The sequence below is a fragment of the Streptomyces sp. NPDC034037 genome (genome assembly GCF_055575715.1).
On record NZ_JBVISC010000010.1, the window covers coordinates 158,200 to 172,184 of the forward strand.

13 protein-coding genes are annotated in these 13,985 nt (G+C 72.2%); 8 read left to right on the plus strand and 5 right to left on the minus strand.

The features are described from left to right. The first annotated feature begins 24 nt into the window (after positions 1-24). The 5 genes from ACZ516_RS29680 to menC all read left to right on the plus strand — a co-directional run bounded on the left by ACZ516_RS29680 (position 25) and on the right by menC (position 5,948). Positions 25-498 carry an ATP-binding protein gene (locus ACZ516_RS29680; RefSeq protein WP_469012572.1) on the plus strand — a complete coding sequence of 158 codons (474 nt, stop codon included), beginning with the start codon at positions 25-27 and terminating at the stop codon, positions 496-498. 196 nt (positions 499-694) lie between these two features. Next, positions 695-3,013, plus strand: a complete 2,319-nt coding sequence (locus tag ACZ516_RS29685) for a hypothetical protein (protein WP_469012573.1) — start codon at positions 695-697, stop codon at positions 3,011-3,013. Positions 3,014-3,058: 45 nt separating this feature from the next. Then, a complete protein-coding gene (locus ACZ516_RS29690) occupies positions 3,059-3,805 on the plus strand; it encodes a bestrophin-like domain (protein ID WP_469012575.1) in 747 nt (248 codons plus the stop codon). Between the two features lie 227 nt (positions 3,806-4,032). Continuing rightward, complete coding sequence (locus tag ACZ516_RS29695) at positions 4,033-4,803, plus strand: GNAT family N-acetyltransferase (RefSeq protein ID WP_469012577.1); 771 nt, start codon at positions 4,033-4,035, stop codon at positions 4,801-4,803. A 26-nt stretch (positions 4,804-4,829) separates the two neighbouring features. Then, positions 4,830-5,948 (plus strand): o-succinylbenzoate synthase, encoded by a 1,119-nt coding sequence (menC, locus tag ACZ516_RS29700; RefSeq protein WP_469012580.1) that lies wholly within the window; start codon positions 4,830-4,832, stop codon positions 5,946-5,948. On the opposite strand, the gene ACZ516_RS29705 is transcribed toward menC, so the two are convergent. The 3 genes from ACZ516_RS29705 to ACZ516_RS29715 all read right to left on the minus strand — a co-directional run bounded on the left by ACZ516_RS29705 (position 5,932) and on the right by ACZ516_RS29715 (position 8,390). Next, the gene (locus tag ACZ516_RS29705; RefSeq protein ID WP_361076823.1) at positions 5,932-7,107 is read right to left on the minus strand and encodes a spore photoproduct lyase family protein; all 1,176 of its coding nucleotides are present in this window, start codon (positions 7,105-7,107) and stop codon (positions 5,932-5,934) included. The two genes, menC and ACZ516_RS29705, sit on opposite strands and share 17 nt — an antisense overlap. Before the next feature lie 201 nt (positions 7,108-7,308). Further along, positions 7,309-7,809, minus strand: coding sequence for a hypothetical protein (locus ACZ516_RS29710; protein WP_469012642.1), 501 nt, complete (start codon positions 7,807-7,809; stop codon positions 7,309-7,311). A gap of 194 nt (positions 7,810-8,003) precedes the next feature. Next, complete coding sequence (locus ACZ516_RS29715) at positions 8,004-8,390, minus strand: nuclear transport factor 2 family protein (protein WP_469012582.1); 387 nt, start codon at positions 8,388-8,390, stop codon at positions 8,004-8,006. A 133-nt stretch (positions 8,391-8,523) separates the two neighbouring features. Here ACZ516_RS29715 and ACZ516_RS29720 point away from each other — a divergent pair, with 133 nt between their 5' ends. Then, positions 8,524-9,126, plus strand: a complete 603-nt coding sequence (locus ACZ516_RS29720; protein WP_469012584.1) for a TetR/AcrR family transcriptional regulator — start codon at positions 8,524-8,526, stop codon at positions 9,124-9,126. A gap of 197 nt (positions 9,127-9,323) precedes the next feature. Then, positions 9,324-10,949 (plus strand): adenosine deaminase family protein, encoded by a 1,626-nt coding sequence (locus ACZ516_RS29725; RefSeq protein WP_469012586.1) that lies wholly within the window; start codon positions 9,324-9,326, stop codon positions 10,947-10,949. 114 nt (positions 10,950-11,063) lie between these two features. Here the strand turns inward: ACZ516_RS29725 and ACZ516_RS29730 are convergent, their stop codons facing one another. Together ACZ516_RS29730 and ACZ516_RS29735 are read right to left on the minus strand one after the other, a co-directional pair. After that, complete coding sequence (locus ACZ516_RS29730; protein ID WP_358910915.1) at positions 11,064-11,231, minus strand: hypothetical protein; 168 nt, start codon at positions 11,229-11,231, stop codon at positions 11,064-11,066. Positions 11,232-11,283: 52 nt separating this feature from the next. Beyond that, on the minus strand, positions 11,284-11,640 hold the full coding sequence (locus tag ACZ516_RS29735; protein WP_358580720.1) for a PRC-barrel domain-containing protein: 357 nt from the start codon (positions 11,638-11,640) through the stop codon (positions 11,284-11,286). 356 nt (positions 11,641-11,996) lie between these two features. Here ACZ516_RS29735 and ACZ516_RS29740 point away from each other — a divergent pair, with 356 nt between their 5' ends. Then, positions 11,997-13,973 (plus strand): APC family permease, encoded by a 1,977-nt coding sequence (locus tag ACZ516_RS29740; protein WP_469012589.1) that lies wholly within the window; start codon positions 11,997-11,999, stop codon positions 13,971-13,973. Positions 13,974-13,985 lie beyond the last annotated feature (12 nt).

The following is a 13,985-nucleotide window of genomic DNA, read 5'->3' on the forward strand; positions in this document are numbered from 1 at the left end:
TGCTTGGGAAGCAAGGCGGACTGTATGGATCAGACGGCGGACGATGACGGGCGAGAGCCGACGGCCGAGGGACCCTTGACGGTCTCCCGGCTGTTCGAGGGCAGTGAGGGGATCGCGACCGCGCGGCATCTGGCCAGAGACTTCCTGACGGAGGTGCGGTCCCTGCACGGGCTCCCGGTGTCCGGCCGGGCCATGGGCACGGTGGAACTGGTGGTCAGCGAGCTGGTGACCAACGCCCGCAAGTACGCGCCTGGACCGTGTCTGCTCACCCTCGTGGTGCGGGGCGGCATCATCGAGATCACCGTTCGGGACGGCAGCACCGCCCTGCCCGCGGTCTCGGCACGGGATCCGCACCGCATCGGAGGGCACGGCCTGGAAGTCGTGATGGCCGTGTGCCGGAGCTTCCAGGTGCACCGGGAGCCCTCGGGCAAGCGCGTCACCGCGATGCTGGAACTGACCGACGCCCCGGACGGGCACGCGACCGGTCCCCATCCGTGACCGCACGGCCCGGAACCATGTGAACGTTGTCCGGGCGCCGTGACGTTCCCTGGGAGCGAGGCCACCGCCTGCTGCCATGAGAGTGATTATCACACCGCAAGGGCGAGGGTAGGCGCGTTCCGCCCGGCGGGGGATGTGATCGTCGTCGAGCATGGGCGACATGCGTACTCGCGGGCGAATGAAGCACGTGTGGCCTGTGCACCTGTCCGCACTGCTGATTCTGGTCTGCGTCATCGCCGTGCCCGGCAGCGGGCGCGCGACGGCCGACGGCGCGGGAAACGGCGGCCTGGCACTGCACGTGCACATCAACTCCCGGCCGGGTACGGGGGCACTGCGACCCGGCATCCGGGTCGGCGATCCCGTGCACGCCGTCTACCGTCTGATCAACCGCACGGGGGCCGACCTCTACGACGTACGGGTGAGCGACCCCGGCCTGCCCCCGGGCACGGCCGTCACCTGCGGGGGGCGCCCCACGGTGCGGATGCTGCGCGGCCTCAGCTCGACCACGTGCACGGCCCGGACCCGGGCGCTCCCCGGGGTACGGGTGAGAGACGTGACGGCCATCGGCCGCGTCCCCTCCCTGAATACGCCCTCCCGGGCCCGTACGCGGGCGGGGTACCGGGGGGTGGGGGGCGTCCTGACCCTCACGCAGACGGCCGCCGTCACCGAGCCGACCGGCGCCATGCGGCGGGCCGGGGTCGTGCGGCGGGGGGGTCTTGGGCAGCGGGGCGACCTGGTGCGGCAGGCGGCTTTCGTGCGGCGGACCGACCCCGGGCGGCAGGCCGACCCCGGGTGGCGGTCCGGCTCCGTGCGGCAGACCGGCGTCATGCGGCAGGTGGCTCCTTCGCGGCAGGCCGACCTCCTGCGGCGGACAGGCTCCGTGCGGCAGGTCGGCGTCAGGGAGCGGGGTGGCGTGATGCGGCAGGCGGCTCTTGGGCGGCGGGCCGACCTCGTGCCGCAGGTCGGCGTCAAGCGGCAGACCGACCTCGTACAGCGGGCCAGCCTTGTGCGGCAGACCGGTGTCAGGCAGCGGGGCGGCGGCGTGCAGCAGACCGACCTCGCGCAGCCGGCCGATCTCGTGCGGCAGGTCGGCGTCGGGCAGCGAGCCGGTGTCACGCGGCAGGCGGCCCAAGTGCGGCGGACCGGCCCCGTGCGGCAGGGCAGCCCCGTGCGGCAGGCCGGGCTCAGTCAGCAGGTTGGGGTCATCCAGTACGTCGTGGCCAATCGCGGGGATCTGCCCCTGTACGACGTCCGGGTCAGCGACGCGCTGCCGGAGGCGAAGGCCGTCGACTGCGGGGGCGGCCGTCCCGTCGTGCCGCAGATCGCTCCCGGGCGCTCCGCGTCATGTCGTGCCCAGGCCCGTGCGGCGCCGGGCACCTATGTGAGCAGTGGCCTGGCGGTGGCCGGCGACCGCACCGCGACGCTGGGAGCCACCGGTGCGCTCGTGCCTCCGCCGCTCCTCACCGCGCGGTCCTCGGCGCGGTTCACCCTTGCGCCCGTACCGGTCCCGCCTCCGCCGCCGCCCCCGGCTGCTGCTCCGACTCCGGCACCGGCCGGGCGTACGCCCGCGTCGGTGCCCGCGCCCGCGCCCCGAGGTCGGGACGGGCAGCGGGCCGCGCCTCCTGCGTCCGGTTCCAGAACCCCCGGCGGGCAGGGGAACGCCCAGTCGCCTCCCCTTTCCGGGCGGCCTGGGTCCGCTCCGGGGGCGCCGGGTTCTGCCCCGGGAGTGCCGGGGGCCGCCCCAGGGGCACCGGGATCCGTACCGGGGGCACCAGGATCCGTACCGGGGTCCGCTCCCGGGGCGCCGGGGTCCACCCCTATGATCACTCCCCTGATCGCGCCGCTCACCCCACCGGCCCTCCTGCGGCTCCCGGCCACACCGGCGCCGGCCCCCGCCTCAGCAGGCGCGGTCCCCGGCCCGGCAGACGCGGCCCCCGCTCCCCGGTCGGGCGGGAATCCCCCGCCCCTCGTCTCGCCCGGGGCCGCCGCCCGACCGCCCCTGGGACCCGGCGCGGCCCCACCGCCCCCGCCGCCCGGAGCGGCCGCACCGCCGCTGCCGCCGGGAGCGGCCGCGCCCCTTCCCCCCGGAGTGGCCCCGCGCCCCTTCCCGGCCGGGATGGCCCCGCCGCCCTTCCTGCCGGGAGCGGCTCTCCCGCCCGTACCGCCCGGTCTCGCCCTGCCCCCGGCACCGGGTGTGGCTCCCCCGCCCGGAGTCGCTCCCCCGCCTCTGCCGCCGGGGATCGGCCCGCCGCCCCTGGCGCCCGGAGTCGCTCCGCCGCCTCTGCCACCCGGAGTGGCCGTACCGCCCGGCGTGGTCCCACCACCCGTACTGGACCCCGACGCCCGCAAGGTGACCCCGGAGCAGCCGCGACGCGCCTCCCGAGGTGTGCCGCTCATGGACCACCTCTATCGTCCGGGGCACGGCCCCACCGGGGTCGGTCTGGCGGCCCTCCTGTTCCTCGTGATGGTTCCGGCCATCCTGGCGGCGATCCTCCTCGGCTCCCGTCTGAAGTGAGCCGGGGGCGCCGCTGTCGCCGCGCCGGACGCAGAAAGGGCACTGATGATCGGCACGATCGCGCTCGTCCTGGGCGTCTCCCTCCTGGCCGCCGCAGCCGTACTCCTGCGCCACCGCTACTGGCCGAACGACGACAGCGAGCCGCGGGAGGACGTGGCCGAGTACATCGCGATGATGGTCGGCGTGCTGTACGCGTTGCTGCTGGGGCTCTCCCTGGTGTCGGTCTGGGAAGGCCGCTCCAGCGCGGAGGAGCACGTGCGCGAGGAGGCGAGCGCGGCCCACGAGATCTACCAGCTCGCCGAGACCCTCCCGGCGCCCGACGCGCTGCGCCTGCGCGACAGCGTGACGCGCTACGTGCGGCACACGGTCCGCGTGGAGCTGCCGGCCCTGGCGGCGGGGGAACCCCTGCCCGAGGAAGGCTGGCGCCTCCTCCAGGACGTACGGGGCGCGAACCAGCTGCGCCCCGACGCCAAGACCATCGAACAGGCCACCGCTCAAGAGGTCATGGCCCAGCTGTGGGCCCTGGACGACGCACGCCGGGGGCGGGAGGCGGACGCGCGCGACGGACTGTCACCGGTCCTGTGGTTCGGCCTGGTGACCGGCGGGCTGCTCACCGTCGCCTTCATGTTCATGTTCGGCATCCAGCGCAACACCACCCATGTCGTCATGGTGATGGGCCTGACCAGTCTGATCACCCTGACCGTGCTGCTCATCCACCAGCTCGACCAGCCGTTCGCGGGCCCCATGGCGATCGACTCGTCGTCCTTCGGCCGGTACTTCCCCGGCGCGTAGCCGACACGGGCGGCCCGGGGCGGCGAAAGACCGGCGGCGCGCCGGCCGACCATGCGCATAGGGTCGTCGCGGAGGAGGGCCACCCGCACCCGACTCCTGACCGCCCTCGTCCAGGAGGCCGCCCGATGAACGTCGACGCAACGCAGATATCTCAGGCACCTCAGTCAGCACCGACAGCACCGACAGCACCGACAGCACCGACAGCTCGGGCAGTGCACGGTCTCGTCGTGCGCGAGCTGCACGAACTGGGCGAACTGAAGGATGTCGTCGCGCTGTTCGAGGGCATCTGGGGCAGCGCTCCCGGCAGCTCCCCCGTGAGCGTCGAGCAGATGCGGGCCCTCGCGCACGCCGGCAACTACGTCGCCGGGGCCTTCGAGGACGACCGCCTGGTCGGCGCGTCCGTGGCGTTCTTCGCGGCGCCCGTCGGGGAGTCGCTGCACTCGCACGTCACCGGAGCACTGCCCGGCCGCCGGGCGGGGCCGGCCCTCAAGCTCCATCAGCGCGAGTGGGCGCTGGCGCGCGGCCTGCGCCGGATCACCTGGACCTTCGATCCGCTGGTGCGGCGCAACGCCCACTTCAACCTGGCCAAGCTCGGCGGACGCCCGGTGGAGTACCTCACCAGCTTCTACGGCCGCATGGACGACGCGATCAACGGCGGCGACGACACGGACCGCGCCCTGGTCGTCTGGGAGCTGGACCGCCCCGGGCATCCCGACCACTCCGACGGCCGGGACGACGCCGTGGTGGTCCCCGCCGACGCCCCGACCGTGCTGTGGGAGCGAGAGGGCCTGCCCGTCGTCGGCCACAGCGACGCCGCGACCGTCCTGATCGACGTACCGCCGGACATCGAGTCGCTGCGGCGCACCGATCCGGGCGCGGCCAAGGCGTGGCGCCTGGCGATGCGCGAGGTGCTCGGCGGTCTCCTCGCCGAAGGGGCCCGCGTCACCGGCTTCCACGCCCGCACCAGCTATGTCGTCACGCGCGGCGCCACCGCGTGACCCGCCCTCCCGAGGAGCCGATCACCATGCGGACCAGCTTGCAGATCACCGGAGTCGAACTGCGGCGGATCGCGATGCCCCTGCGCTCGCCGTTCCGCACCTCCTTCGGAACCGAGACCGCCCGTGACGTCCTGCTCGTACGCGTGGTCACCCCGGACGCCCAGGGGTGGGGCGAGTGTGTGGCGATGTCCGCACCGCGCTACTGCTCCGAGTACGTCGAGGGGGCCGCGGACGTGCTGCGCCGCTTCCTCGTCCCGGCGCTCCCGGCCGTGGCGGACGCGCACGCGGTCAAGCGTGCCCTGAAGCCGTTCAAGGGCCACAAGATGGCCAAGGCCGCGCTGGAGACGGCGGTGCTCGACGCGCAACTGCGGTCTACGGGGCAGTCGTTCGGCTCTTTCTTCGGCGCGGGGCGCGACCGCGTGCCCTGCGGTGTCTCGGTCGGCATCATGGACTCCGTACCCGAACTCCTGGACGCCGTAGGCGGGTTCATCGACGAGGGGTACGTCCGTGTCAAGCTGAAGATCGAGCCGGGGTGGGACGTGGCGCCGGTCCGCGCGGTACGGGAGCGGTTCGGCGACGACCTGCTCCTCCAGGTGGACGCCAACGCCGCCTACACCCTGGCCGACGCCCGCCACCTGGCCCGGCTGGACGCCTTCGACCTGCTGCTGATCGAACAGCCCCTGGCCGACGACGACCTCGTCCAGCACGCCGCCCTCGCCGAGCGACTGCGTACGCCCGTATGCCTGGACGAGTCGATCGAGTCCGCCGAGGACGCCGCCGCGGCCATCACCCTGGGCGCCGCCTCCGTCATCAACGTCAAACCGGGCCGTGTCGGCGGCTACCTGGAGGCCAAGGCCATCCACGACCTGTGCGTCGCCCACGGCGTCCCGGTGTGGTGCGGCGGCATGCTGGAGACCGGCATCGGCCGCGCCGCGAACGTCGCGCTGGCCGCTCTGCCCGGCTTCACCCTGCCCGGCGACACCTCCGCGTCCGGCCGCTACTTCGCCACCGACATCACCGAGCCCTTCACACTCGCCGACGGACACCTCCGCGTACCCACCGCGCCGGGGATCGGCGTCGATCCGCTCCCCGACATCCTCGAACGGGTGACCACGGCCGAGGAGTGGCTCAAAACGCGTACCTGATCCGCAGCCAGGGCGCGTGCTCGGCGAGCAGGCGCCGCAGCCGCGTGAGGGATTCCTGCTTGACCTCAAGGGCGTAGCGCACGTTGAGGGCGCCGTTCTGCGAACGCTTCGGCTCCTGGATGTCGGGCCGCCACAGCACCTCCTCGGCGCGGGGGTGCCAGCCGAGATTGACCTCGTGGAGCGCCTGGTTGTGGGTGAGCATGATGACCTCGGCCGCCGCCTGCTCCTTCACGCGGGCGGGCAGCACGTCGTCGAGGTGGGTGAGCAGCTCGGCCCAGGCCCGCTCCCATCCCGGGCGCAGGACGACGGGCGAGAGGTTGAAGTGGACCTCGTAGCCGGCGTCGAGGAAGTCGGCGGCCGCGGCGATCCGTTCGGCGACCGGGCTGGTGCGGATGTCCAGCAGCCGGGCGTCGTCGGGCGGCATCACGGAGAAGCGCACCCGGGTACGGCCCCGGGGGTCCAGGGCGAGCAGGTCGGGATTGACGAACTTGGTCGCGAAGGACGCCTTCGCCGTCGGCAGCGCGCGGAACGCGGCGACGAGGTCCGCCGTGTTGTCGCTGACCAGGGCGTCGACGGAGCAGTCGCCGTTCTCACCGATGTCGTAGACCCAGGCGTCGGGGTCGCACTGGTTGGGTTCCGTCTTCGGCCCCTGGGTCCGCACATGGCGCCGGATGTGGGAGACGATCGCCTCGATGTTGGTGAACAGGGTGATGGGGTTGGCGTATCCCTTGCGGCGCGGGACGTAGCAGTAGGCGCAGGACATCGCGCACCCGTTGGAGGGTCCAGGGGCGATCCAGTCGGCCGACCTGCCGTTGGGCCGCGTCACGAGCTGCCGCTTGACCCCGAGTACGAGCGTCTCGGTCTTGACCCGGACCCAGCGCTCGACATTGCCGTCGTTGCCGTGCAGGGAGGGGATGCGCCAGTGGCCGGCCACCTCGGTCACGCGTACGCCCGGCAGCCGGGCCATGATCTGTCGCCCGCGCGGCGAGTCCAGGGCCGCGGGCTCCGCGTACACCTCGCGTACGTCGAGCATGCGCCGCGCCTGTGGACTGTCCCGGAACGCCCCGTCGGCGCCCGGCACCGACGCGGTCTCCGCCCACTCGAAGAGCGGCTCCTGCTCGGGCTCCCCCGGGCCGCCTCCCGCCGCTGACCGCTCCACGTGCCGTCCTTGTCATCTCCGCCGCGCGCGATACCTCACGCCTCTGACGCCTCTGACGCCGCTACGTCCTTACGTCCCTGCCGGCGCCCCGGGCCCGCTCCCGCCTCGTACGGCGTTCGCCCGGCGCACCACGCCCTCCACTCTCCCGCTGATCGGGACCCCTCGCACTCCGGCGGAGCCGCGAGATGCCGACGCTGCCCGTCAGCGCACCACCACAACGTCTGTCCCGACTTTCACGAAGCCCCAAAGGCTTTTGGAGTCATCGGTCCGCAGACGTATGGCCCCGGTCTTCTTCCCCGGCACCGGTTCAGGCGACGCCCCGTCCCGCGCGGCGGAAAACGCGGCCGCCGAGCCACCGGCACGGGAGAAGTAGACGACCCGCACGACCGGAACCCCGTCGCTGCCCACGGTCGCGTTCCGCAGGCCGGTCACCTTGTGCTCACCCACACCCGGGCGGACCGACCCCGGCCACACCGCGAAGGTGTCGAAAGGCTTGTCCCCGCTGCCGCCGACCAGCCATACGCGGTCCCGGCCCAGGGAATAGACGACTCGCTTCCCCTCCCCCGATTCCTTCGGGAGCAGGTGCGGCGTTTCGCGCTTCTCGCCGCCAGGGCCCGGCGCACTCGCCTTCGCCCGGGGCTCTTTGCGGGCGGTGGGCTCGGGAGTCGATCCCTCGGCCTGCATCGCGAGTACCGCAACCACGGCCAACGCTGACACGGTAAGGCCTGACACACTGATCCAGGACGGTATCCGGCTGGCCATCGGCGTTGCTTGTCCCCTACGCGAATTGCGGCCCCGGGCCGGGCCGCGGCTGTCGGAAGCCTATCGGGCGGGCCGCCTCCCGCCCCCACAGCGTGCCCCCGAGCGGGAAGCCTTCAGGCCTCAGGCCTCAGGCCTCAGACGAAGAAGGCGTTCATCCCGGGCACGTCGGAGAGATAGGTCTCGATACTCGCGATCTTCCCGTCGCGGAGCCGGCACACCGTGGCCAGGTGCTCGTCCAGCACCGCGTCCTCCCGGCGCGCGGTGTTGTGCAGGGAGAGCGCCACGTTCTCCCGACTGACCAGGATGTGCAGCAACGTGAAGTCGAGGCCGTACGAGGCGATGCGCCGAGCGCGCTCCACCACGGCGTCGGCACCCTCGGCCACACCGGAGACGGTGTTGTCGCCGGGCAGGGTCCATGTGGTGTCGTCGTGCAACAGGGCGCGGATGCCGGCCCAGTCGCGTGAGACGAGGGCCCGGTGAAAGCTGCGTCCGAGGGCGGCAGCGGCTTCGTTGCTGGACATGGCGTTCCCTTTCTGGCACTGCACGCGGGATGCGCGGCGCTGCGTCCGCGCCACTAAAGCGGTGATCTCTGCTTTAGTGCGACTGTAGGCGCACCGCCCGCTAACGCACAACCCTTCGCTTTAGAATGGAGGGGTGAACACCGACGCATCCACGAAGCGGCCCGGCGGCCGCAGCACCCGCGTCCGTGACGCCGTACACGGCGCCGCGGTCGCGCTGGTGGCCGAGCGCGGCGCCGACCAGGTGACCCTCCCCGCCGTGGCCCAGCGCGCGGGCGTCAACTCCAGCACTCTCTACCGCCGTTGGGGCACGCTCGCCGCGCTCCTGGCCGATGTCGCCCAGCATCGCGGCGAGGACGGCGCGCCCCCGCTCCTCGGCGACCTGCGCGCCGACCTGGAGAACCAGGCGCTCTGGACGCTGACGGAGCTATCCCGGCCCGGCGGCATCGCGTTCTTCCGTGCCGAGGTCGCGTCCGACGTCGACGAGCGGCGCGACGGGTTGCGCGAGTGCCTGCGCAGGGTCAGCGAGCGTTTCCGCCCCATCCTCGACACGGCGCGGCAGCGAGGCGACGCGCACTCGCCGCCGCCCCCGCCCCCGCCCCCGTCCCTGGAGCAGGTCCTGGACCGGATCATCGCGCCGCTCTACTTCCGGGTGGTTTTCTCGATCCCCGGTACGGACGAGGCGTACGCCCGTGGACTCGTCGCGGAACTCCTCGGGGAGCCGCAGCTTGACCGCTGACCTTTGACCGGCGAAGACGAGGGCGCTCATGGCGAGGGCGAAGGCGAAGGCGAAGGCGCTCATACGGAAGCCCGGTGGGCGCACGCGGCGCACGCGACGCACGGTGGTTGACGCGTGCGCCACCCGTCCGGGTGGTTGGCCGTCCGGTGCCGCCGCGTGAGCGACGGGCAGCCGCTCTCGTGTGGTGACCATGCCGCGTGACCCACTTCGCCTTGCGCTCCGCATACCGGGGCCGTGTCCTGACCGCCACCACTCTCAGCGCCCTGGTGCTCTGCCCCCTGCTGTCGCCCTCGGTGGCCGGCGCGGCGGACGCCTCTCCCCGCCACGTACGAGGGGCGGAACCTCCCGTACGTACGTCGACCGCCTCGGAGGAGCAAGCGGCGAGGCGCCTGGAGGCCCTCCGCGCAAGCGGTGACCCGCGACGGCTGCGGGACTTCTTCCACCGGCTGCCCAAGGGCGCCGACCTGCACAATCACCTTTCCGGGGCGGTGACGACGGAGTACCTGGTGGAACTGGCCGCCCGGAGCGGGCTGTGCGTCGACGCCACGATGACGGCCGTGGACGCGCCGTGCGGGGCCGGCGCCCGCCCCGCGGCCGACGCCCGCACCGACCGGGACTTCCGCGCCGCGATCGTGCGTGCCTGGTCGATGCAGGACTTCCCGCGGGGCGGGAACGGCCACGACCACTTCTTCGACACGTTCCAGAAGTTCAGCAGGGCCACGTGGGACCACCGGGGCAGGATGCTCGCGGAGGTCGCCAACGGCATGGCGGAGCAGAACCAGTTCTACCTGGAGACCATGGTCAGCCCCGCCTCCCAGGAGACGAACCGGCTGGCGGACGAGGTCGGCTGGCACAAGGACCTCTCCCGGCTGCACGGAAAGCTCACCGCGGGCGGCAAGCTCGACAAGGTCGTGGCCGCGGCCCGCAAGGAAGCCGACGACACCGACGCGCAGTTCCGTGCCGCGAACCACTGCGGGACCAAGAAGGCCCGGCCCGGCTGCGACCTACCGGTGCGGTGGATCGCCCAGGTCGGGCGGACCGGCCCCTCCCAGCGGGTCTTCACCCAGCTGGCGCTGGGCATGCGACTGGCCGAGCGGGACGGCCGATTCGTGGCCGTCAACCTCGTCCAGCCCGAGGACGAGAAGAACGCCCTGCGCAACTACTCCCTGCACATGCGGATGATCGACTACCTGCGCAAGGTCTACCCCAAGGCGCACGTCACCCTGCACGCGGGCGAGCTGTGGCCGGGTCTGGTCAAGCCGGAAGAGCTGAAGTCACACATCGGGCAAGCGGTGAACACGGCACGGGCCGAGCGCATCGGCCACGGCGTGGACCTGGTGCACGAGGACCACTGGCAGAAGACGGCACGCACGATGGCCGGCCGGGAGATCGCCGTCGAGGTCCCCCTCACCAGCAACGCCCAGATCCTCGGCGTACGCGGCCCCGACCACCCCTTCCCCACCTACCGGCGCTTCGGCGTCCCCGTGGTCCTGGCCACCGACGATCCCGGGGTCAGCCGCACCGACATCAGCCGCGAGTACCAGTACGCCGCCCAGACCTACGACCTGTCCTACCCCGAGCTGAAGGACCTGGCCCGCGCCTCCCTGGAGTACGCCTTCCTGCCCGGCAAGAGCCTCTGGCGCGGCAACCCCACCCAGGAGGGCTACCGCCTCACCGCCGTCTGCGACACCGGCCGGCCCGGCGCGGCGAAGCCTGCCGCGCGGTGCGAGCACCTGCTGAACGGCAGCCCGAAGGCTGCGGCGCAGTGGCGCCAGGAGGCCGCGTTCCGCCACTTCGAGAGCCGGGCGGGCACCAAGGCCTGACGCCCGCACCACCAGCGGCTTGTCGACCCCTACGAACCACAACGGCACCCCCTCTCCCAGGGGGTGCCGGCGTACGAAGAGGGAGCACCGACGGCCTATGGACCATGCGCCACGTCACCTGGGCAGGCGCCTGCGGCGGCGCCCCAGGCGCAGGCCGAGGAGGACGAGGTCGGCGACGAGCACCACCACCCCGATGACCAGCAGGTAGAACAGGCCCTTGGCCACCAGCCCGATGATGCCGAGGACGATGGCCACAATGACCAGCAGGAGGAAGAGAGCCATCTGCGTCACCTCATGGTGGGGGGAGTCGGGGAGAGGGAAGTTGATGGGGGTGTCAGCGGCGGGCGAGGCGGCGTTCGCCACCCGCGCCCGTGCGGTAGACCAGCTCGTAGTGCGCGAAGACCGTCTTCTCGTCCTCCGCGAGCAGTTCGCCGTCCGTGTCGATCGAGGGCGCTTCCTTGACCAGCTTCTTGTCGTAGGCGACCTTCAGATATCCCGGACCGACCGTCGCACCGCCCAGGGGGACGAAGACCAGCCGGTGCCGGGTCGGCAGGCCGACCGTCACGGTCGCGAACGCGGGCTGGTCGGTGGCGGTGTCGACGTAGACCGCCTCCAGCGCGCCGATCTTGTGCCGCTCGTGGTCGACCACATCGTGACCGCGCCACTCCCTGATGTCTTCCGCCTCGAACACGGGGTCCCCTTCGTCTCGGGCCAGCTGAAGACCGCTGCCTCGTCTTTCTCTCGCTCCCCCCTCCTTACCTGCCTGGGGAACGTCACACCCCGAAGAGCACACAACGCCGCGCACACGAGGCGACCACGCCCCCCTCTCCTGATCATCGCCGACACCCGCACCCCCTGCTACCTGGCCCTGGACCGAGCGCCCACCACCCGGACCTCCCTGCAGAAGGCAACGCCTTCGCCGCCCGCCCGACACGTACAACCCGATGACCGGGGTAGTACAGCATGGCCGCATACTCGGTGATCGATACGAGGCCGTCACCGCTGTACCGGCCGATCAGTGCGCGGGAGCGAGGAGACGTGGGGGACATGAAGGACGTGAACGGCCCAGCCGTGCCCGAGGTGGTGGAGAGCCCCGCCCTGCGGGCGCAGCCCACCGGCCGCCTCGCCCGGTGGATGCTGCGCCACCAGGTGCAGCCCGTCGGACCGGCGGCCGGTGAGGGGCAGGGCGAGCCGCACGCCTGGTGGAAGGTGATGTGCCTGACCGGCGTCGACTACTTCTCCAGCCTCGCCTACGTGCCGGCCATCGCCGCGCTCGCCGCCGGCGCCGCTTCCCCCTTGGCGACACTGCTGATCGTGGCGCTGACCCTGCTGGGCATGCTGCCGATGTACCGGCGCGTGGCGAAGGAGAGCCCGAACGGCGCGGGGTCCGTGGCGATGCTGGAGGACCTGCTCCCGTTCTGGTGGGGCAAGTTGTTCGTGCTGGTCCTGCTCGGCTTCGTGGCCACGTCGTGGATCATCACCATCACCCTGTCGACCGCGGACGCCTCGGTGCACGTGGTCGAGAACCCCTTCTTCCCGGAGGCCCTGCACGGCCACGAGGTGGCCCTCACGGTGGTCCTGCTGCTGGTCCTCGGCGGGGTGTTCCTGCTCGGCTTCAGCGAGGCCGTGAGCGTGGCCATCCCGCTGGTCGCCATCTTCCTGGCGCTCAACGCGGTCGTCATCGCCGTCGGCATGGTCCACGTCCTCACCACCCCCGGGGCGTTCTCGGCCTGGACGGACGCCCTGGTCGGGGGCGGCGGCTTCGGCGACCTGGTGACGCCGGCGCTGCTCGCGTTCCCACTGCTCGTGCTGGGCCTGTCCGGCTTCGAGACCGGCGTGAGCATGATGCCGCTGGTCGCCGCCGACGGCGCGAACGACGAGGAACGGCTGCGCTCCCGGATTCGCAACGCCCGCAAGCTGCTGACCACCGCCGCGCTCATCATGAGCGTCTACCTGCTGGCCTCCAGCTTCGTCACCACCGTCCTCATCCCCGAGGACGAGTTCCGGCCCGGCGGCGGCGCCAACGGCCGCGCCCTGGCCTGGCTGGCCCACGAGCACGTCGGCGAGGCGTTCGGCACCGTCTACGACATCAGCACGATCCTGATCCTCTGGTTCGCCGGCGCCTCCGCCATGGCGGGGCTGATCAACATCGTCCCGCGCTACCTGCCCGACTACGGAATGGCGCCGGAGTGGGGGCGCGCGGTGCGACCGGTGGTGATGGTCTACACCGCCCTGTGCATCCTCATCACCATCGCCTTCGACGCGGACGTCGACCACCAGGCGGGGGCGTACGCCACCGGCATCCTCGCCATGATGGTCTCCGGTGCCTTCGCGGTGACCCTCTCCGTGGCGCGCGGCGGCCGCCGGCCGGTGGCCGTCGGCTTCGCGCTGCTCACCCTCGTCCTGCTCTACGCCCTGATCTACAACATCGTCGACAAGCCCGACGGCATCACCATCTCCGGCTTCTTCATCCTCGGCATCATCTTCGTCTCGCTGATCTCCCGCGTCTCCCGCACCACGGAGCTGCGCGCCGACCGGATCGTCTTCGACGAGGCCGCCCGCCGGTTCATCACCGACACCCTCGCCCACGACGAGTCGATCAACATCATCGCCAACCGCCGCCAGGCCGGCGACAGCGCCGAGTACAGCGACAAGGAGCGCGAGCAGCGCGGCAACAACCCGGTCCCCGGCCCGGCCGACGTGCTGTTCCTGGAAATCGACGTGGTCGACCCGTCCGACTTCAGCGAAACCCTCTCCGTCCGTGGCTTCGAGGTCGACGGCTACCGGATCCTGCGCGCCGAGGCGCCGGCCGCCCCGAACGCCATCGCCGCGATCCTCCTCGCCCTGCGCGACACCACGGGCGTCCAACCGCACTGCTACTTCGCCTGGGCCGAAGGCAGCCCGCTGAAGCACATGTTCCGCTACTTCCTCCTCGGCCGCGGTGACACCGCCCCCGTCACCCGCGAGATCCTCCGCAGGCAGGAATCCGACCCCGACCGCCGCCCCCGGGTGCACGTCGGCTGACCTTCGGACGGT

Coding starts and splice junctions, on each gene's coding strand:
- ACZ516_RS29730 (WP_358910915.1), bottom strand. CDS start 11,231: ATGGCTCTCTTCCTCCTGCTGGTCATTGTGGCCATCGTCCTCGGCATC.
- menC (WP_469012580.1), top strand. CDS start 4,830: ATGCGGACCAGCTTGCAGATCACCGGAGTCGAACTGCGGCGGATCGCG.
- ACZ516_RS29740 (WP_469012589.1), top strand. CDS start 11,997: ATGAAGGACGTGAACGGCCCAGCCGTGCCCGAGGTGGTGGAGAGCCCC.
- ACZ516_RS29680 (WP_469012572.1), top strand. CDS start 25: ATGGATCAGACGGCGGACGATGACGGGCGAGAGCCGACGGCCGAGGGA.
- ACZ516_RS29690 (WP_469012575.1), top strand. CDS start 3,059: ATGATCGGCACGATCGCGCTCGTCCTGGGCGTCTCCCTCCTGGCCGCC.
- ACZ516_RS29715 (WP_469012582.1), bottom strand. CDS start 8,390: ATGTCCAGCAACGAAGCCGCTGCCGCCCTCGGACGCAGCTTTCACCGG.